At 47.1% G+C, this 18,964-nt stretch carries 17 protein-coding genes and 1 riboswitch; of the genes, 10 read left to right on the top strand and 7 right to left on the bottom strand.

Translation table 11 applies throughout. The features are described from left to right. Window positions 1–302: 302 nt before the first annotated feature. From NQ095_RS19505 to NQ095_RS19495, 3 genes are all read right to left on the bottom strand, one after another. The gene (locus tag NQ095_RS19505; protein WP_258265109.1) at window positions 303–3,128 is read right to left on the bottom strand and encodes a DEAD/DEAH box helicase; all 2,826 of its coding nucleotides are present in this window, start codon (window positions 3,126–3,128) and stop codon (window positions 303–305) included. Next, the gene (locus NQ095_RS19500; protein WP_258265108.1) at window positions 3,121–4,755 is read right to left on the bottom strand and encodes a hypothetical protein; all 1,635 of its coding nucleotides are present in this window, start codon (window positions 4,753–4,755) and stop codon (window positions 3,121–3,123) included. Before NQ095_RS19500 ends, NQ095_RS19505 begins: the two co-directional genes overlap by 8 nt. 248 nt (window positions 4,756–5,003) lie before the next feature. Beyond that, window positions 5,004–6,605, bottom strand: coding sequence for an alkaline phosphatase (locus NQ095_RS19495; protein WP_258265107.1), 1,602 nt, complete (start codon window positions 6,603–6,605; stop codon window positions 5,004–5,006). Between the two features lie 362 nt (window positions 6,606–6,967). On the opposite strand from NQ095_RS19495, the gene NQ095_RS19490 reads away from it, so the two are divergent. Next, the gene (locus NQ095_RS19490; protein WP_258265106.1) at window positions 6,968–7,291 is read left to right on the top strand and encodes a hypothetical protein; all 324 of its coding nucleotides are present in this window, start codon (window positions 6,968–6,970) and stop codon (window positions 7,289–7,291) included. Between the two features lie 487 nt (window positions 7,292–7,778). Here NQ095_RS19490 and NQ095_RS19485 read toward each other — a convergent pair whose 3' ends face one another. The 3 genes from NQ095_RS19485 to NQ095_RS19475 form a co-directional block, all read right to left on the bottom strand. Continuing rightward, window positions 7,779–9,014, bottom strand: a complete 1,236-nt coding sequence (locus tag NQ095_RS19485; RefSeq protein ID WP_258265105.1) for an efflux RND transporter periplasmic adaptor subunit — start codon at window positions 9,012–9,014, stop codon at window positions 7,779–7,781. 23 nt (window positions 9,015–9,037) lie between these two features. After that, window positions 9,038–9,634, bottom strand: coding sequence for a hypothetical protein (locus NQ095_RS19480; protein ID WP_258265104.1), 597 nt, complete (start codon window positions 9,632–9,634; stop codon window positions 9,038–9,040). 185 nt (window positions 9,635–9,819) lie between these two features. Then, complete coding sequence (locus tag NQ095_RS19475) at window positions 9,820–9,948, bottom strand: hypothetical protein (RefSeq protein WP_258265103.1); 129 nt, start codon at window positions 9,946–9,948, stop codon at window positions 9,820–9,822. A 16-nt stretch (window positions 9,949–9,964) separates the two neighbouring features. Next, window positions 9,965–10,039: riboswitch (cyclic di-GMP riboswitch) on the bottom strand. A 196-nt stretch (window positions 10,040–10,235) separates the two neighbouring features. On the opposite strand from NQ095_RS19475, the gene NQ095_RS19470 reads away from it, so the two are divergent. Next, window positions 10,236–10,397, top strand: coding sequence for a YwzD family small protein (locus tag NQ095_RS19470; RefSeq protein WP_258265102.1), 162 nt, complete (start codon window positions 10,236–10,238; stop codon window positions 10,395–10,397). A gap of 135 nt (window positions 10,398–10,532) precedes the next feature. Here NQ095_RS19470 and NQ095_RS19465 read toward each other — a convergent pair whose 3' ends face one another. Continuing rightward, complete coding sequence (locus NQ095_RS19465) at window positions 10,533–10,946, bottom strand: helix-turn-helix domain-containing protein (protein WP_258265101.1); 414 nt, start codon at window positions 10,944–10,946, stop codon at window positions 10,533–10,535. A gap of 196 nt (window positions 10,947–11,142) precedes the next feature. Here NQ095_RS19465 and NQ095_RS19460 point away from each other — a divergent pair, with 196 nt between their 5' ends. From NQ095_RS19460 to hutG, 8 genes are all read left to right on the top strand, one after another. Next, entirely contained in the window at window positions 11,143–11,331 is a 189-nt protein-coding gene (locus NQ095_RS19460; RefSeq protein ID WP_258265100.1) for a hypothetical protein, read from the top strand. Window positions 11,332–11,476: 145 nt separating this feature from the next. Continuing rightward, entirely contained in the window at window positions 11,477–12,049 is a 573-nt protein-coding gene (locus tag NQ095_RS19455; RefSeq protein WP_258265099.1) for an REP-associated tyrosine transposase, read from the top strand. 101 nt (window positions 12,050–12,150) lie between these two features. Next, window positions 12,151–12,633, top strand: coding sequence for a hypothetical protein (locus NQ095_RS19450; protein ID WP_258265098.1), 483 nt, complete (start codon window positions 12,151–12,153; stop codon window positions 12,631–12,633). Window positions 12,634–12,844: 211 nt separating this feature from the next. Then, complete coding sequence (gene hutP / locus NQ095_RS19445) at window positions 12,845–13,291, top strand: histidine utilization transcription antiterminator HutP (RefSeq protein ID WP_258265097.1); 447 nt, start codon at window positions 12,845–12,847, stop codon at window positions 13,289–13,291. Between the two features lie 226 nt (window positions 13,292–13,517). Further along, the gene (gene hutH, locus NQ095_RS19440) at window positions 13,518–15,050 is read left to right on the top strand and encodes a histidine ammonia-lyase (RefSeq protein ID WP_258265096.1); all 1,533 of its coding nucleotides are present in this window, start codon (window positions 13,518–13,520) and stop codon (window positions 15,048–15,050) included. Further along, window positions 15,043–16,713: a urocanate hydratase gene (gene hutU, locus NQ095_RS19435; protein WP_258265095.1), complete on the top strand. Its 1,671-nt coding sequence runs from the start codon at window positions 15,043–15,045 to the stop codon at window positions 16,711–16,713. The genes hutH and hutU overlap by 8 nt, the downstream gene beginning before the upstream one ends. A 1-nt stretch (window position 16,714) precedes the next feature. Further along, the gene (gene hutI, locus NQ095_RS19430; protein ID WP_258265094.1) at window positions 16,715–17,998 is read left to right on the top strand and encodes an imidazolonepropionase; all 1,284 of its coding nucleotides are present in this window, start codon (window positions 16,715–16,717) and stop codon (window positions 17,996–17,998) included. Beyond that, window positions 17,976–18,935 (top strand): formimidoylglutamase, encoded by a 960-nt coding sequence (gene hutG / locus NQ095_RS19425; RefSeq protein WP_258265093.1) that lies wholly within the window; start codon window positions 17,976–17,978, stop codon window positions 18,933–18,935. The genes hutI and hutG overlap by 23 nt, the downstream gene beginning before the upstream one ends. The last annotated feature ends 29 nt before the right edge of the window (window positions 18,936–18,964 follow it).

Genomic DNA, 18,964 nt, shown 5'->3' with positions numbered 1-18,964 from the left:
AATTATATTTGTAAAATAATCGGAAAACTCTTTTATAGAGGAGGTGGGTTTGTACTGGTTTTGGCGTGAAATGGGGCGGATTTGAGAGAAAATAGGAAGCTGGGAGAGGGAGTCCCTTGTTTGAACCAGTTTCAGGCTTATATTTTATTAGAAAATTGGGCTGTATGAGTGTGGAGTGGTTCGCTATGAAATTAAGTGCGTCATTATTTCATTTATTGTGTATTTATCCAAATTAAACCATATTATAGTGAGCAATCAACAAAAAACCCCTTCCCCACAAAAAGGAAAGGAGCTCATCAATTCTATTCCAACACAAGCAATGATTCCAAATCCTGATCCGACAATTCCGTCACCCACTGGTCGCTGCGGATGATTTCGTCGTTCAGTGCCTGCTTTTTCATGAGCATGGCATCGATTTTTTCTTCAAGGGTGCCTGATGAAACGAGTTTGTGCACATGGACGAAACGTTTCTGGCCGATCCTGTAGGCACGGTCGGTGGCCTGGTTTTCAACAGCCGGGTTCCACCAGCGGTCGTAGTGGACGACGTGGTTGGCAGCGGTCAGGTTCAGACCGGTACCGCCGGCTTTTAATGATAGAAGGAAGACAGGGAAGTCGCCGTTCTGGAATTTCTCCACGAGTTCATCCCGTTTTCCTTTGGGTGTGCTTCCGTTCAGGAATGGGACATTCACATCGAATTCTTCCTTCATCACTTCCTGGATCATCTCGCCCATGGAGATATACTGGGTGAAGATCAGGCAGGCTTCGCCGGATTCAAGCGCAGTTTCCACGATGTCCTTCAGCTTCTGCATTTTTTCAGACCTTGAGAGGATAGACTTGGGATCCGGTTCTTTCAGATAAAGAGCCGGGTGGTTACAGAGCTGCTTCAGCTGGTTCAGCATTTGCAGGATCAGCCCTTTGCGCTCAAATCCGCTCAGTGTTTCAATTTTAGCGAGCGTGTCTTTCACGAGTTGCTCATACAGGGCCGCCTGCTCGGCAGTGAGATGACAATATTCTTTCTGCTCGAGTTTTTCAGGCAGGTTCAATTCGACTTCAGGATCTTTTTTCGTGCGACGCAATAAGAACGGCTTGATTTTTGCCTGAAGTTCTTTGACTTTTTCTTCGTTCTCGTCTTTTTCAATGGGAGCGATATAATTTTTCTGATACTGGGTAAACCCACCGAGATAGCTGTGGTTCAGAAAATCAAAGATTGACCACAGTTCGGATAGACGATTCTCCATCGGTGTCCCCGTCAGTGCAATATGATGTTTGCCGCTCAGCTTGCGGATCGCACGGGATTGCTTCGTATTGGCATTCTTGATATTCTGTGCTTCGTCAAGGGAGATCGATGTCCATTCGACGAGGGACAGTTCGTCGAAATCGATATGGGACAAGCCGTAAGAGGTGAGCACCACATCGACGTCCTTGATGGCAGCTGCAAAATTCTCACCCTTCGCACGGGTCGGGCCGTAATGTAGATGAACCTTCAAGTCCGGAGCAAACTTCTCCAACTCACGCTGCCAGTTTCCGAGAACGGAGGTAGGAGCAACGATCAGGGAAGGGGTTTCCGGCTTTTCGGTTTCCTTCACATGCTGGAGGTATGTAATCAGCTGAACCGTTTTCCCGAGCCCCATGTCATCGGCAAGACAGGCGCCAAAGCCAAATTTTCGTAAAAAGAGCATCCAGCTCATCCCCAGCTGCTGGTAGGGACGGAGCTCGCCGATAAACGAATGGGGCGTTTCCGTAAGCGGAATCGATGACACATTCGTCAGCTGATGCACCATTTTTTTCATGGAGCGATTGAGTTCGAGCTGAATCCGGGCGTATTGATAAGGATCATGCTCATCATCATTGGGATCCGTTTCCGCCTCATCCTCATCACGGGGGACAAGCTCCTGTTCGAGCATATCCTGGATTGAGATCCCTTCCTGCTTCGCTTTTGTCATCATCTGCTGAATCCGGCGAATCATGGCAGGATCGAGCTTCATCCACTGACCGCGGATTTTCACCAAGCGGCGCTGGTCATCAACGAGCTGATTGAAGTCGTCCTCGGAAAGATTGACGCCGTTCATGGAGAGACGCCAGTCGAAATCGAGCATGGCGTTGAGCCCCACGAAGGATTTACGATAGCTCGTATCCGTGTTTTTCAGCTTTGCTTTTACCAGAACCTGGGCATCCTTCATCGCTTCCCACCAGGATGGGAGGAGAATCTCAATGTCGAGATCGATAAGTTTCTCACTCAGCACGGATAAAAAATCCCAGGCGTCGTGCTCACCAAGTGACGTCCTTAGTGAGCCGTCCGTGTCACGGAGGATCGGCAGCATCTTCATCCAGCGTTCCTGTTCAGCGGATACGTCGTTCAGATGTTTTTTCCAGGAAGGAGGGACCGTGTCATCAGAAAGGGATATGATCCGATTCTGTTTCTTGCGGTCTCGTAAAATCGTTTCAAGCTCCCAGGATTCATCTTCATCAAGAGGTTCGGTTATCCGGAGTCCGATTGAAAACGGAAGTTCTTCATCCTCACCGGCAATCCACTCACTCCAGCGCTTCTCATCAAAGTACGCATCCAGCTCTTCAGACGTCAGCGTACTTTCCTTCAGCTTCTGAATTCGCTTCATCGCACTCGATCCACCAGACGCCATCGCCTCATTCAACGCACCCTGAAACCAGTTTTCGGTTAACGATTTGAGGGACGGACCTCCACTGGGCAGCTCTTCTTCCCAAAATTCGTCGTTGAAGTTCGACCATACCTCATCGGGGATGTGAAACTGCAGTCCCTTTTCCTGCCATTCCTCAAAACGCGGCAGCCAGCGTCCGGCTTCGACGGCTTCATAGATGACCGGGGCGATCGCAATGCAAGCCTGGCCGGTTTCATCCCAGTCCCACTGGATCATGCTGCTGAAATGCTCGCCGGCAAGGAGGGTCAGGAACTGCCATTTAGTGACGGGAACTCCGCCGTCGGCCTCCTCAAGCAGAGTTCCGAAAAAGCTTTCTTCATGCCAAAGGAACAGTTGCCCCTTCCAATCTTTCGGGGGAAGGAGTTCGCCTTCGTCGTTTTCCGCAGTGATGAAGAAACGGTCTTCATATTCAGTTGTATGGACATTGATTTTCACGGAAGACAGTTTAAGCATCGATTAACTTACCCTTTCTGCACTCTTCTTGGAACGCGCGTAAACGCTTATATTTCTCCAGAATATAGGTGAGATAGACATCCCACTTATCGGTTTTCTTCGTTTTTTTATAAATCGTCCTGATCTTCTTCATATAACGGACCGCGAGCTTGTAGCTGTCGCGGTTCTTCTGATCGATCGCTGTGATGACACCGGCGTAATAGATCGGCAGGGCGAGCTCGGGTGCTTCCTTCGTCACGTCACGGAGGCCCATGCCTTCCATTTCCGCAATGCTGTAGCTCATATATTTCTGCAGTTCGACCCATTCACGGTAAGCCTTCGCCGTGATGAGATACTCATTATAGGAGAAAAAGCTATACGGAAGCATGGAGAGGAGAAGCTCGTTCACAAGGGCACTGTCCTTTTCCATCAACCAATCCATCGGCAAAATCCGCACGAACCAGCGGACGAATCGGGTCGCTTCATAATAATCAAGGGTTTCGAGATGATCCGGCATCCTCGATAAGATATTGCGTACCAGGAAGAAACCGACTTCGTATCGTTTCCCGACAAAAAATTTGCGCAGCCAGAATTCACTGTAAGCAACAAGTTCTGTACCAAGCTCATCGACGACTTCACTTGCTTTATTCAAATCCTCAAGGAGGAGGTATTGATGAAGGAGGGCCACATTATGAAAAGTGGGATCCTCGATTTCTTCCTCTTCCAGTCGTGTCACTTCATCCCGGCGCCACGATTTCTGCTTAAACAAGTAGTACCATAAGAAGCGATACACTTCGGCCTTCATTATCGTACTGTTCTCAGTGGAATCGCTCATCTCGATCGTCTGCTTTTTCAAAAAAGCAATATACGGATCGAAACTGAACGGCATGGCATGGATCGACAGCTTCTCCACGGCGTCTTCCATTTCACCCAGGAGGAAATCGTACATGCTGTACTGCTCACGGCTCAGTTCGACATTCCGTTTTTGTAGAAAAAGGTCGATTTCAATTGATAGATAAAAAGTCGCAAACAGCTGATAAAGGGGCTTCCATTCCCGTTCGAAGGGAGCTTCCTTCATGAACCTCTTCGTGATATTCTGCACGAGGACGTCCATTAAATAGGGCTGTCTTTCAAGTAACTCCAAGTCCTCTTTCTTTAGAAGGGAGCCAAAGAACTGCCACCATTCCTCTGGGCTGTTGCCCCGTGTTTTCCGTTCGTTCAATAGATCGCTTGCTTTCTTTAAAGCCCCGTGCTTTTTCATTAAATCATCCAGTGATTGTGCTTCCGGAGTGGCGGGCTCTGACTGATTCCGCCAATTCTGGATCCACTCACTGACCCGTCCAACTTTGTTATAGAGCATAAAGAAGGTCGCCATTTGATGCCTGCACCATTTATCCTGCGGACATGAGCACTTGCTTAAGAGGGGAAACAATAAGTTCAGCTCTAAGGTGACAGGCGTCACATCCTGCACCTCCGCCGACACTTCCTCATCCCGGACCTTTACGTTCGAAACCAGATTCTGACGGAACAAAAGAAGGCCCTTTGACACGACATTCTTGCTCTCGTCCTGATTCGGGTCAAGCATACCCTGTATCGACTGACTCATGGGAAGCAACTTATCCTTCAACTCCTGAATACGAATCGACATCAACCAACCTCTCCAATCTATAAAATCGCATTCTTTTATTATAACGCAAAAGGAGGGGGAAAAGGAACATGGGGTGGGGGAAGTGGTGTGGAAAGGGTGTGGAGTTTGTCGAAATGTGTGGGTGTGGAGTTGGTTTGGTGGCTGGCACGGCTATGGAGGGGACGGTCGATAATAAATGTGGTTAGGTCGATAATATAATGGACGACTCTGAAAATCGATCGCCCTTCAAAACTTGCCCAATCCCCACCCTACTTCTCCACATGCACATAAAACGTCTCCCCATCATACACATTCACGCTCTTCAACCCCACTTTTTCCTCGTTTCTCCAATAAAAATCCTTATTTTCCGGAAAACGGAGCACCACATCATCACGCTTCGCCAACATCACAGGATTTTTAGAGGTCCGTCCCTCAAACGACACTTCATATCCCCTATCCCGATAATATTTCACTCCATCAACGTACCACGAAGCGAATGGACCGGTACCCAGTGAAAATCCCATATAAGTAGAAATCACCCGTGGAATGTCGGTGTTTTCAATCAGTCCAACCGGCCTACCTGGTCCATAGGAGTATAAAAAGACGTCTTCGCCTGTATGACCGTGGGTGGTGAAGCCGAGATGTGCGCGTTCGGCCATCAGCTTCACCATCTTACTTTCAAGCTCATCCACACTGCTGGCGGCTTCCATCGCACTATATTCCTCCCCGCTCAGTTCACCCAATCCATAGTTTGAAAGAACCTCTTTTAGATTCGATTGATCCTTCTTCAGCTGGGAGGTGGCTCCTTTGACAGTAAGCTTGGCTTTCTTCAGTGGCTTGATGAATTTCTCGGCAGGCAGTGTTTTATAATTACCGTTTGTCCCGTGATTCCCAAGTGTCAATCCGCTATTCCCATGATCCGTCACGGCAACCACCATGGTGTTCCCGTCCTTCCGGGCAAAATCAAGAGCCTCACGGACAGCATCGTCAAAGCTCAATACCTCACTGATCATCCCGACTGGATCGTTCTTATGAGCGGCCCAGTCCACCTTGCTGCCTTCGACCATAAGGAAGAATCCTTTTTCACTTTGTGAAAGCCTTTTAATGGCTGCACGGGTCATCTCTGCAAGGGAAGGCTCATCGGGATGTAGCAGAGGACGGTCCAATTCATAGGAGATATCTTCATCAGCGAATACTCCCCATAGCTTTAGGGAGGTCGTCCCCCTTAGAAGTCCGTCCCTCTTCCGAACCAAATCATATCCAGAAGAATGGATCTCTTTAAAGAGGTTTTCACCGTCTTCTCGGCTGACCTGATTTGTCTTCAGCATCCCGTCATCGTCTTTGGATGGCTCTTTGGCTTGTGGTTTTAACCACGAAGCACCACCGCCCAACACGACATCGAGCCCTTGGTAAACTTGCTGTTCACCGATATCGCCAAACTCATCCCGGTTCAAGGCGTGGGACGTGAACGCAGCGGGGGTGGCGTGCTGAACGGGGGAGGTGGACACGATGCCTGTCTCGTAACCGGACAGCTTGGCGCCTTCGAGGACGGTCAAAACGGGACGTCCATCGTGGTTCATGCCTATGTAATCCGCTTTCGTCTTCAATCCTGTTGCCATGGCAGAACCTGCTGCAGCGGAATCGGTGATGGCAGATTGAGCCGAATAGGTCCGGACGCCGCCTCTGAGAATCGTATCAAGTTGGAGGTCCGTCCCTCGATACCAGCGGGACAGGGTGAGAATGTCGGAGTTGGTGCCGTCCATGATCATGAGGATGACGTTTTTGTGTGGTGGTGGGGCGGCGGTTGTGGAGGAGGGCAGGGTGAGGGTTAGTAGGGTTAGGAGGATGGTGAGGCGTTTGAGTGTTTTCATAGTGGGTCAGGGCTCCTTTTCTTTTAGTGTAGGCATAGTATTTGTGGGTGGGGGAAGAGTATGTATGCTTTATAGGTCATTTCGTCATCTTTGCTGGTGTTGTACAATGAAATAAAAAAGGTTCGTGGGAATTCATGATGAAGGGGAATATTATTTTAGTTTTTTCAGTACTCCTTGTGATCACTATTTTACTCATCTCTGAGACATCGATAGAGGTCGTGGCTTACCTTGGACTGCTGCTTGCGGTCATTTTGGTGCCTGGCATTAGACGGGGTATATGGAAAGACGACTACCGGAAAATCAAAGTCGCTTTTTATACTTCTATCTGTTTTACCATTTGCTTATTTATTTTTTATTTCGCTATGGCTATGATCAAGGGAGATTCATATAGTGCAGGTGGTGAGTTATCACTATTTATTTTGTTGGTGTTTTTCTTCAGTCTGTTCGGAAATTTTTTATATGGATTACCTGTCTCACTGATAGCAGAAGTTATTTCTATGAGGTTTTCTTCAATGAGAGCGTGGATTTCCGGATTCATACATATTGGATTCGGGGAGGTCACTTATTTTATCTTCCCCGGTTACTCGTTAGGAGCTATTTGCTGTGCGGTCATATTCTTTCTAATAGATGAAAGGATGCGGAAAAATTCAAAAGAAAAATTAATAATGGGATTATTTGTGAGGTGAAAAATGTTCATTCACAGACCTAACCAGAAAGCAAATTAACCGTAAGTTGTACAAGTTCATTTGGTGCTAAAAAGAGTTTAATAAATAAGCGGAGAAATTCCTTTTAAATTGGGTATAGCACTAAACAATGGCTTGAATAGACGGAGAGATTCCGACTATTACCTCGAAAAAACGCGAAAATGGTGAATTTACTTAGCTTAATCGGAAAATTTACACTTATATAACCCGATCCGAGCTCTATTTGCAGTTTAACCGGAAAATCTCCGTTTATTTTATGATAGATAGCCTTTAAAAGTAATCACCATATACTCCACCTCCAAATCATAAAAATTATTTACACGGTGAATTATGGAACGGCAAGCAAGGAGAAATCTCCAGAATGCAGATAAAATCAAGAAAAAAACGCACTGTGAATTCAAGTGCGTTTTACTATGTGTTCTATAATGCTTTCACCTTTAAAGTATAGGACGTTTTCCTTTGCTTACCCTTATTTCCGTTCCAGAATCCCCAACAACAAATTCTCGAGTATCGTCGGACGATCGAATTTCTTCAAGTCTCTCAGTTTCACTTTATCCCAATCAAGGGCTGTGATGAAAGGGACGCCTTTTTGTAATGCCGGGATCTCATCAGGATAGACGATATAGTATTCGCCAGCTTTGACTCCGGATTTGATTTGTTGCTGTCCGTCAACTGTAAGGCCGGTTTCGACCTTGCGTTTTTCGACGGTGCCTTTTGACGTTAAAATCCAAATATATTTCGATTCGCCATCTTTTTCAACGGCCGTCACTGGGACCACGAATGCACCTTTGACTTCTTCCGTGATGATGGATAAGAAGACGTGATGTCCTGGAAGCAGCTCGTTTTTTGTGTCCTGCAGTTTGATTTCTACAGGATACAAGCTGTCCGTTTGGATGTGCGGATCGTTTTTAGGGAGGGTTGCCACACGGGTAACAAGCCCTTTTTGAGTCTTTTTCTCAATATCCGATTGGACGGTTGCACTCATGTTTTCATCGACTTGGACGATTTCTTTTTCCGTGAGATCGGTTGTGACGATGGTTGATTGAGATGCGATCGTGATCAATGGATTGTCGATGGCATGGGAAAGATCTTTAATGGTTCCGTCCACACTGCTTTGGACGGTCAGGGTGGTTTCGTAGGATTCGATATCCTTGATTTGGCGCTCAAGATTGTCAATTTGGCTTTCAAGGCGGTCGATTTCCAGTTCTTTCGCGGCAATTTCTTTTTTTAAATCATATTCCGATTGAAGGGCACTTGCGTCGATTGGGATTTCTTTATCATCCGTCGAGCCTGATGGAAGGGATGATTCCAATCGCTTCAGGTCGGAAATATTGTCTTCGATGCTGTCGATTTCGTCTTCCAGTTGATCAGCTTCTGATTCCAGGACACTCTTTTGCTGGGATTGATCAGTTACTTCATATTCATAGAGGGGGCTTCCGGATTTAATCTGATCCCCTTCTTTGACGAGGAATTTTTTAAAGGAACCGAATTCATCGTTAAAATAGATGTAGTTTTCTTCCTCGGAAGCAACGACTCCTGCTTTCGGCATTTCTTTTGCCAGAGCCCCTTTGTTGACAGGTTCCCATTCGGCGACACGGACTTCCCGGTCGACTTTACTGTCCGCTTTTTCAATGAGGTATGTATTGGCACCTATAAAAAGGAGCGTCAGAGTGAGGGTGGTATAGAATAAGGTTCGTTTGTTCATGAATGTTCACAGCCTTTTAATAGTTAGAGTAGAGTGGAAATACTGAGATAAGCCAATAAGGCATTTATTGACCAAATGAAAAGGTTTGTAAGGAAGATAGCCAGCCAGATGATCCAATTCTTCTGCCCCGTTAATCGCTTGATTCCCTTATATTGAATGAAAAACACCCATACCTTGAAGAGTGAGAAACTTCCCATTAAATAAATGACATATGTATTGGATGTGGCATACTGGGTTATAACCCCTAGCGATAGCGGTGAAGAATACCATTCAAGTGAGAAAAGAAGAGATAAAGGTATGTAAGTAAGGTGTTCAAGTAATAGAACAATTAAGACCAGACCTTGTGTCATAACTAGTTTTCGATATTCGCCTTCATTCGATATCGTCCAAAAAATAAGTGAACAGAAAAAGAGGACGATGGACGCATATAGCAATCCGGCTATTAATCTACCCAGGAAAAACAAAAATTTTTCTAATTCAAAGGTGACGGGTGAGAGAGTTGTAATTTCTTTTGAAAGAGGATCCATGCCAATCCCGAAAGATGAAATGAGACCAAAGACGATAATTGACAGCCATAAGAGGTGAAAAACCTTTTTTCTATATCCTGTTACAACCTCCATGTCTTTGAGTTGATAAAAGAAGAGCGATGGTTTGAGTAAACCTCTGAAAAGTCTGACTTCTTTTTGCATATAATGTAGTCCCCCAAGTAGAATAGATTCCATCTACTATTCTATCGGAAATAATCGAACTTTTCCATATATTGTAGAATGACATTTGAACTAAAAAAAAGCGTCGAATGGACGCTTTACATCTGGTACGTAAGAAATGTCGTACCTGCTATGAGGATGATCGTAAATAAAAACAGTCCTGCGTACATCCATTTTTTCATTGTTTTCTTTCTAATATACATCTCTTCTGGTGTTAAAAACGACAAATACAATCCCTCCTGGTTTGGTAGCTGGCTGGCATGGTTAGCCCCTATAGCTTTGCGTCATCACCTTTCGATGATTTTGCCATTATTCAGAACCTTACTCTCATTGTATAGACAGATTAATACAATGAGAGTAAGGTAATTTGCACTTATTTACTGGAAAGTATTTAGAAATACTCTATCTAAATTTGCATTTTTTTGGTATTATATCAAGTAATTGATGCTTGAACTTTTGTCTAATAGTGTAATAAAGTGATAGAAACTGTTTGATAATGTAGGAGGTTGCTATTTTGAAAAGAAATGTGAACGACGATCAGCATATTTTGAACGTGATCCAAAAAGCGTTCGACAAAGGTCAACAAGGAAACATGGACACAAACACAATGATCCACTGGCTCAAACAAGAACTCCAATCAGGATATACCGTAGATACAAACCAAAAAGCGCTCTAGACCCCGAAACCCGGACATCTAGGCGCTTTTTTTGGTTAAGGGGCGGACCTCATTTTAATGATAAAATGGGAGCGGAAATCCCGGTATAACAGGGTTTATGCTATGGATAGTGAGGTCCGTCCCTCTCGGTAAGCTCTACCAACCTTTCATCGTCTGGTAGAAGTGGTTGACGTGTGCGATGAATTTTTCTTTGCGCTTTTCTGTGAGGTAGCAGAGAGAGGACAGGGTTCGTTTGAATTTTGGGTGCTCCTGGAGGATTTTCAGAATTTCTTTTGTTTCTTCGTCTTCGAAGGTTTCTCTCAGAATCATGGGGTCGTGGCTTTGCCCAAGGCTTTCGCTTTCCTCCCCGTACAAGATCCGATTCATTTCGTGGGTCGGGATTTTATAGACTTCTTTAAAGGTAAGCAGCATTTTGTAAGGGATGTCCCGTGCGCCAGTTTCATAGTTTGATAGTGCGCCCTGGCTGATATTCAGGCGAAGGGCTGCTTCTCTCTGGGTAAGCTCTAATACATCATTGCGGTAATGCTGTAACTCTACATGTAGATCCATTGTTTTCACCGACTATCCCTTTTTTCTTCAAGATAAAGGTTTTATGTTCAGGGATTAGGAATTTACACGATTTGAAATGGTTATATTGATTACGATTTAAGATAATTTGGAAAAAGCATACAAAATTACAGATATACGTATTAGAATGAAAATATAATTGTGATTTTGTCGAATCGGGGGTAAAGGTGGAGATGGAATGGGGGACCAAATGAACGGGAGAGGGGTAAACCTTTCAGCTGACACAGAAAAGAAAACCATCACATGGGTATGGCTGAAACCAGAATCAAACCTTGTCTTCAGCACGAAGCAACACAGCAAACAGCGAGTCATCTACTACTCGCAAAAAAACATCACCAACCTTGACTACCACAGAAGAGATAAATAATAGGAGGGACGGACCTCGCTACCCTTTCATTTTCACGGCTTTGTGAAAGAATAGAGGTCCGTCCCTCAATAAAAAAGAGGATTTTACGCATTTATGTCGAATAGGTTAGGTGTAAGATTATGAGGTTGTGAGAAGGAGTGATGTTATGGTTCGAACGCCTCGGAATTGGAGTCCGGGATCGACGTATCATGTGACGGCAAGGGGGAACCGGAAGCAGGATCTGTTTCATGATGATGAAGACCGCAAGAAGTATTTGACGTATTTGCAGGAAACGAAAGACAAGTACCCTTTTACCATCCACGCCTACTGTTTGATGTCCAACCACATTCATCTGCTGATCGAAACCCACGATGTTCCACTGGAGAAGATCATTCGAACTCTTCATACCCGATACGCCGTCTATTTCAATAAAAAATACGATTATGTCGGACATGTGTTCCAAGGCCGATATGGATCCAATAAGATCGATACGCCATCGTATTTTATTAAAGTGAGCAGGTATATCCACCACAATCCAATTGAAGCGAAACTCACCCCACACCCCGAGAAATACCCCTGGAGCAGTTATCCTTTCTACATCCATTCCATCAAAAACCCACTACTTTCCAAGGAACGAACGCTTAATTATTTTCAAACTCCCCAAATCAGCCGGTATAAGGAATATGTAGAAAAAGAAGCTCAAAGCGAAGAGTCGTACAAAAGCCCCATTAAAAAGTGAAAAAAAGAAATTATTTTTGGAAATTTTTAGAGGATTTTGGATATTGGTGTCGAAATTCATAGTCAGTAGGACAAAATTCCTATTTTGAGGAGGAGGAAAGTATGAGAAAAGAGTTTATTTTAGTATTCGAGGATCTTCACGTTTCCAGAAGAATCGTCAAGAAATCAAAAAAACATTTAGTCGTTTTTCAAGGGCAGCATTATTACAATAAGTTAGTCGTGGTGAATCGTCCGCCGGGATTTTCACATGCGCTTGAGAGCATTATGTACTCGGACAAGATTCTTGAAACAGTTGGATTCACGACATTGTTTGCCGTTCCGATCGACCGGAATCACTCCATCCCATTCAAGTTTGTCCGCATAGGCGACAATACACCAAAGGATTGTAAGATTGTACTCGATAAGCGTGAAGGAGTGGAGCAATTGAATATCCTGCCCCTATACCCTGTAGACGGTCCACTGTCCCCCGAAGACAAACAGGACATCCTATCCTACTTAAGCCTGAAGTCCGATGACGGAACCGTCACCTACCTCATGAACAATCCCCAGGTATTCAAAGGAAAAGGCAAAAAACAAGAAGAATAAAGGAGGAATGAGGCGAACCTGAACAGGTACGTCTTTTTTTGAGGGACGGACCTCCACAAGCGCCACCGCAAAAACCCTTTACCACACTACCAAACTACCTCTCTAAGTTTCTAAAATCACCACTTTTTTCGTTGACCTCTCCTGAATCAGACCATACAATAATAGTAGTTATTAGTATTTTTAGAATTTTCACGTAAGGTGCGAATGCCATTTGAATAAGACAGATCATACTCGTATCGGAAAGAATGCCATGCTTCTTCTCCTCTTAGACAGGGAAGAGGAAGAGTGGAATCGCCATTTCAATGAGCTGAATTGGAGTTACTGCACGGGGAAAATCGGATCCATGGACAGTCAGAAGATCGTAGCTGCGATTGAAACGGCGGCAAAGCGGAGTGACCTGGTCCGGGAAGATCTGTACCGGGAGATGCATGCCTTGTATCACGCAATCATGGAAGCACTGACGGGGGTTACCCGGGGTCATACCCAATTGGGAGAGATCCTGCGCACGGTGGGACTGCGTTTCTCTGTTGTGAGGGGTACTCCGTATGAAAGTGAAGAGGAAGGCGAATGGATCGCAGTCGCGCTATACGGGACGATTGGGGCGCCCATCAAGGGATTGGAGCACGAAACAATCGGACTTGGAATTAATCATATTTAAATAATCCAGAGCCTAGAGATATTAGTTGATAGGAGGCTCGACCAAGGGCAGAAGTCTGTCTTTGGTCGAGCCTCCTTTTTGTGTGGGAACGTGTCCGAAGGTCCGTCCCCAACAGGTTAAAGCGTTAAAAGTGAAAAACCCAGTAATAACGGTAAATAGCAGTGGGAACGCACTGAAAACAGCTGTTTTTCAGAGGTCCGTCCCTAAATAGAAGGAGTGAACGGAAATGGTGGAGTTGACGGGTTGTAGTTTGAGTTTGGATGAGGCGAAGCGGGTGATTTATGGGAAGGAGCATGTGGAGCTTTCGCCGCTTAGTATGGAGCGGGTGCGGAAGAGTCGCGGGGCGGTTGAGAAGATTGTGAAGGAGAAGCGTGTGGTGTATGGGATCAACACGGGCTTCGGGAAGTTCAGTGATGTGCTGATCGATGCTGATGATGTGGAGGAGCTTCAGCTGAATCTGATTCACTCCCATGCGTGTGGAGTGGGTGATCCGTTCCCGGAGAATGTTTCACGTGCCATGCTTCTGCTGAGATGCAACGCTCTGTTAAAAGGATATTCGGGTGTCAGACCGGTGATCGTCGAGCGATTGGCAGAATTTCTGAACAAAGGGATCCATCCGGTGATTCCGCAGCAGGGTTCCCTTGGAGCGAGCGGAGACTTAGCTCCACTTTCCCATCTGGCCCTGGCTTTGATGGGAGAAGGAGAGGTCCATTATCAGGGTGAGGTCCAACAAACCCTGCCGGTCCTATCTAAAGAAAACATCTTCCCAATCCAGCTTCAGGCCAAAGAAGGATTGGCCCTCATCAATGGAACGCAGGCGATGACGGCAATGGGTGTCATTGGGTACCTGGAAGCGGAGGAGCTTGCTTTCCAAAGTGAAATGATCGCCAGTCTGACCTTGGAAGGATTAAGAGGAATCATGGATGCCTTCGACGAAGATATTCATGTAGTAAGAGGATACCCTCAACAGGTCGCAACGGCTCAAAGAATCAGAGATTACCTGCAAGACAGCAAGCTCACAACGAAACAGGGAGAACTCCGAGTACAGGACGCATACTCCCTAAGGTGCATCCCACAGGTTCATGGAGCATCCTGGCAGACACTGGACTACGTAAAAGAAAAACTCGAAATCGAAATGAACGCAGCGACGGATAATCCGCTCATTTTTGATGATGGCGAGAAGGTCATTTCAGGCGGGAATTTCCATGGCCAGCCGATCGCATTTGCTATGGACTTTATGAAACTTGCTATAGCAGAGCTGGCCAACATCTCAGAACGACGCATTGAACGACTTGTGAACCCGCAGCTGAATGACCTGCCACCTTTCTTAAGCCCACAGCCGGGACTTCAGTCCGGTGCGATGATCATGCAATACTGCGCGGCATCACTCGTCTCGGAAAACAAAACCCTGGCCCACCCGGCGAGCGTCGACTCAATCCCGTCATCCGCCAATCAGGAAGATCACGTCAGCATGGGAACGATCGGATCACGTCACGCCTATCAGATCCTGCAGAACACAAGAAGAGTCCTCGCAGTCGAGCTTATCTGCAACCTGCAGGCGGCGGAACACAGAGGGACGGACCTCATGGCAAGCAAGACAAAACAATTTTACGATGAAGCGAGAAAGGTCATTCCCTCCATCACAAAGGATCGCATCTTCTCGAAAGATATAGAGAAAGCCAACGAGTGGCTGCAGCAAACCACTCTTAGCGCACTGATCAAACCAACCAAAACAAAGGAGGAAACGACAAATGGTTAAGGCAGACAAACGTATCGTACATGTAAAAAGAGGGACGGACCTAGAATGTAAAGGATGGGAGCAGGAAGCGGTCCTCCGCATGCTCTACAATAACCTCGATCCTGAAGTAGCGGAAATCCCTGAAGAGCTCGTTGTATACGGAGGAATCGGGAAAGCGGCCCGTAACTGGGATTCTTTTGACGCTATCGTCCATACGCTCAGAAACCTGGAAAACGATGAAACCATGCTCGTCCAATCCGGTAAGCCGGTTGGTGTGTTCAAAACCCATAAAGCGGCGCCGAGAGTCCTGCTATCCAACTCAGTCCTCGTTCCGAAATGGGCCAACTGGGAGCACTTCCACGAGCTTGATCAAAAGGGCCTCATGATGTACGGCCAAATGACGGCGGGAAGCTGGATCTATATCGGGACACAAGGAATTCTGCAAGGGACGTATGAAACGTTCGCGGCACTGGCGAAGAAGCATTTCAACAACTCCCTTAAAGGGACGATTACTCTCACAGCAGGCTTAGGCGGAATGGGTGGGGCACAGCCACTCGCCGTCACGATGAACGGAGGAGTTGTAATCGCCGTCGACGTCGATGCAGAGCGCATCCAGAAGCGCCTTGACACGAAATACTGTGACGTAAAAACCGATTCCATCGAGGAAGCGCTGATGATGGCGTATGAAGCGCGTGACCAGGGCAAGGCTCTGTCCATCGCCTTACTTGGGAATGCGGCTGAGGTTCATCATGAACTCCTTAAGCGTGACGTCAAAATCGATATCGTAACCGACCAAACATCCGCTCACGATCCACTGAACGGTTATGTACCAGAAGGATATACACTCGAAGCGGCAGCAGAACTTCGCAAACAGGACCCGAAAGCCTACACGGCCCTGTCACAAAAAAGCATGGCGAAACACGTAGAAGCGATGCTCGAATTCCAGCACAGGGGATCCATCGTATTCGACTACGGCAACAACATCCGTCAGGTAGCGAAGGATGAAGGAGTCGAAAATGCTTTCGATTTCCCTGGTTTCGTCCCCGCATACATCCGTCCACTATTCTGTGAAGGAAAAGGACCATTCAGATGGGCGGCACTATCCGGAGACCCTGAAGACATCTACAGAACGGACCGGTTGATCAAAGAGCTTTTCCCTGAAAACGAAGCCCTGAATCGCTGGATCGATATGGCTCAGGAGCAGGTGGCATTCCAAGGGCTGCCTTCACGCATTTGCTGGCTGGGTTACGGAGAACGTGTGAAGATGGGTCTTGCCATCAATGAATTGGTGAAAAATGGAGAGCTGAAAGCACCGGTCGTCATCGGACGTGACCATCTCGACTGCGGATCCGTTGCTTCACCGAACCGTGAGACGGAAAGCATGAAGGACGGAAGTGACGCAGTGGGTGACTGGGCGATCCTGAACGCCCTCATCAACACAGCGGCAGGCGGCTCATGGATTTCCTTCCACCACGGCGGCGGAGTAGGGATGGGTTACTCACTGCACGCAGGAATGGTCGTTGTGGCAGACGGGACGGACCTTGCGCAGGAACGCCTTGAGCGAGTCCTGACAACAGACCCTGGAATGGGTGTAATCCGCCACGTCGATGCAGGATACGACATCGCAGAAAAAACTGCCGAAAAACATAACATCCACATCCCAATGAACAAAGGAGGAGAATAAGATGACCACTACACATTTCGACACCATCATCGACAACATCGGCCAGCTCCTGACGATGGATCATGGGGACGGACCTCTGAAAGGGGAGGCGATGAGCAAGCTTCCTGTCTTAGAAAACTCGGCCATCGCCATCAAAGACGGCCTTGTTGCATGGATCGGCACGCATGAAGAAGCGCAAACCCTGAAAGCAACGGAACGAATCGACGCAGAAGGGAAGCTCGTCTCACCAGGTCTAGTCGACCCGCACACGCACCTGGTCTTCGGCGGCTCCCGTGAACACGAAATGGCGCTTAAGCAGCAGGGTGTTCCATACTTAGAAATCCTGAAACGGGGAGGAGGCATCCTGTCAACAGTGGGTGCCACCCGCGAAGCATCGGAAGAAGAGCTCTTAACGAAAGCACGCTTCCATCTAAACAGGATGATTTCATACGGGATCACAACAGTAGAAGCTAAAAGCGGATACGGACTCGATCGTCAAACCGAACTAAAACAGTTAACAGTAGCTAAACAACTAAACGAAACGCATCCTGCTGAAATCGTCTCCACATTCCTGGGAGCACACGCCATCCCACCGGAATTCAAAGGACGCTCCGATGAATTCCTACAGGAAATGCTAGATTTACTAAACGACATCGAAAAAGAACAGCTCGCTGAATTCGTCGACATCTTCTGTGAAACAGGCGTATTCACCGTTGAACAGTCACGAGAATTCTTAACCAAAGCCACAGAAAAAGGCTTCTCAGTTAAAATCCACGCCGACGAAATCGATCCACTCGGAGGAACGGAAATGGCAACGGAAATCGGAGCGACAAGCGGAGATCACTTAGTGGGAGCATCTGATAAAGGGATCCAGGCACTGGGCGAAACAGACACGATCGCCGTCCTCCTGCCAGGAACGTCTTTCTACCTGAACAAAGGGAAATTCGCCAACGCACGAGGCATGCTGGAAGCGGGAGCGGCAGTCGCCCTATCAACCGACTTCAACCCGGGAAGCTCACCGACGGAGAACTTGCAGTTCATCATGAACCTGGCATCTTTGCAATTAAAAATGACGCCGGAAGAAATCTGGAACGCTGTCACCGTCAACTCGGCTTACGCCATCAACAGGGGAGACTCGGCTGGGAAAATCGTACCAGGACGTAAAGCAGACATCGTCCTATGGGATGTCCCGAACTATCATTACGTTCCGTATCATTACGGAGTCAACCATACCAACACTGTCCTGAAAGACGGCTGTATCATCTACCGCAAGGAGAAGCTTCATGAGCACATTTCAGCACATTAAGCCGGCAGGGAAAGCACAGTTCAAAGACCGCTACACAACGAAAGCGGCCGAACTCCTGACACCATGGGAAGAAGGAAAGAAAGGGGACATCGCCATCATCGGCGCCCCTCTTTCCAAACCATCCATCTCCCACTCAGGAGCAAGCTTCGCACCAGACGCCATCAGACGGTGCCTGAACTCGTTCACGACCTACAACATCGAGAGAGGGACGGACCTCGCCGAAGTCGACGCTCGGAAAGCCATCATCGACTTCGGCGACATCTCAATGCACCCGACCTCCATCGAAGAGTCCCATCAGCGAATCTATGAATCTACGAAAGCAGCAACGAGCACGAAGGCTGCACCCTTCACCATCATCCTGGGCGGTGACCATTCCATCACCACGTCAACGGTCAAAGCCATCAAGGAAACGAAGGGGACGGTCGGCATCATCCAATTCGATGCCCATCATGACCTCAGGAACACAGAGGACGGGGGACCTACCAACGGGACGCCTTTCAGGAGATTAATAGAAGAGGGTTATATTAAAGGAGAGCAACTCATCCAAATCGGCATCCGCAACTACGCCAATGCGAAAGCCTACCATGATTATGCAATCGAGAAGGGTGTGACGGTGTACACGATGGAGGACGTCAGACAACCGAACTCATCCATCACCGAACTCATCCAACACGCTCTATCTCAACTACAAGACAAAGTCGACACCATCTACCTCTCCGTCGACATGGATGTCCTCGACCAGGCATATGCCCCAGGCTGCCCGGCAATCAGTCCGGGGGGGATGCATCCGGATATGCTCACGGAAGCGGTACAGGTGGCGCTGAAGCATCCAAAGGTTCATTCGATGGATATTGTAGAAATCGATCCTACCCTGGATATCAGGGATATGACAAGCAGGATAGCTGCTTCCTTGATTTTGGAAACGCTTATAAAATAATAAAAAGCTTCAGGGAAGCAGAATTTACT

Origin of the sequence: Rossellomorea sp. SC111 (genome assembly GCF_024733565.1) — a bacterium.
In the GTDB taxonomy this organism is placed as follows: domain Bacteria; phylum Bacillota; class Bacilli; order Bacillales; family Bacillaceae_B; genus Rossellomorea.
This window is presented reverse-complemented; position numbering and strand designations above follow the sequence as displayed.

Bases quoted from the DNA above. Each gene is read 5' to 3' on its own strand.
- NQ095_RS19505 (WP_258265109.1), bottom strand. From the start codon at position 3,128: ATGCTTAAACTGTCTTCCGTGAAAATCAATGTCCATACAACTGAATAT.
- NQ095_RS19500 (WP_258265108.1), bottom strand. From the start codon at position 4,755: ATGTCGATTCGTATTCAGGAGTTGAAGGATAAGTTGCTTCCCATGAGT.
- NQ095_RS19495 (WP_258265107.1), bottom strand. From the start codon at position 6,605: ATGAAAACACTCAAACGCCTCACCATCCTCCTAACCCTACTAACCCTC.
- NQ095_RS19490 (WP_258265106.1), top strand. From the start codon at position 6,968: ATGGCTATGATCAAGGGAGATTCATATAGTGCAGGTGGTGAGTTATCA.
- NQ095_RS19485 (WP_258265105.1), bottom strand. From the start codon at position 9,014: ATGAACAAACGAACCTTATTCTATACCACCCTCACTCTGACGCTCCTT.
- NQ095_RS19480 (WP_258265104.1), bottom strand. From the start codon at position 9,634: ATGGAGGTTGTAACAGGATATAGAAAAAAGGTTTTTCACCTCTTATGG.
- NQ095_RS19465 (WP_258265101.1), bottom strand. From the start codon at position 10,946: ATGGATCTACATGTAGAGTTACAGCATTACCGCAATGATGTATTAGAG.
- NQ095_RS19460 (WP_258265100.1), top strand. From the start codon at position 11,143: ATGGGGGACCAAATGAACGGGAGAGGGGTAAACCTTTCAGCTGACACA.
- NQ095_RS19455 (WP_258265099.1), top strand. From the start codon at position 11,477: ATGGTTCGAACGCCTCGGAATTGGAGTCCGGGATCGACGTATCATGTG.
- NQ095_RS19450 (WP_258265098.1), top strand. From the start codon at position 12,151: ATGAGAAAAGAGTTTATTTTAGTATTCGAGGATCTTCACGTTTCCAGA.
- hutH (WP_258265096.1), top strand. From the start codon at position 13,518: ATGGTGGAGTTGACGGGTTGTAGTTTGAGTTTGGATGAGGCGAAGCGG.
- hutU (WP_258265095.1), top strand. From the start codon at position 15,043: ATGGTTAAGGCAGACAAACGTATCGTACATGTAAAAAGAGGGACGGAC.
- hutI (WP_258265094.1), top strand. From the start codon at position 16,715: ATGACCACTACACATTTCGACACCATCATCGACAACATCGGCCAGCTC.
- hutG (WP_258265093.1), top strand. From the start codon at position 17,976: ATGAGCACATTTCAGCACATTAAGCCGGCAGGGAAAGCACAGTTCAAA.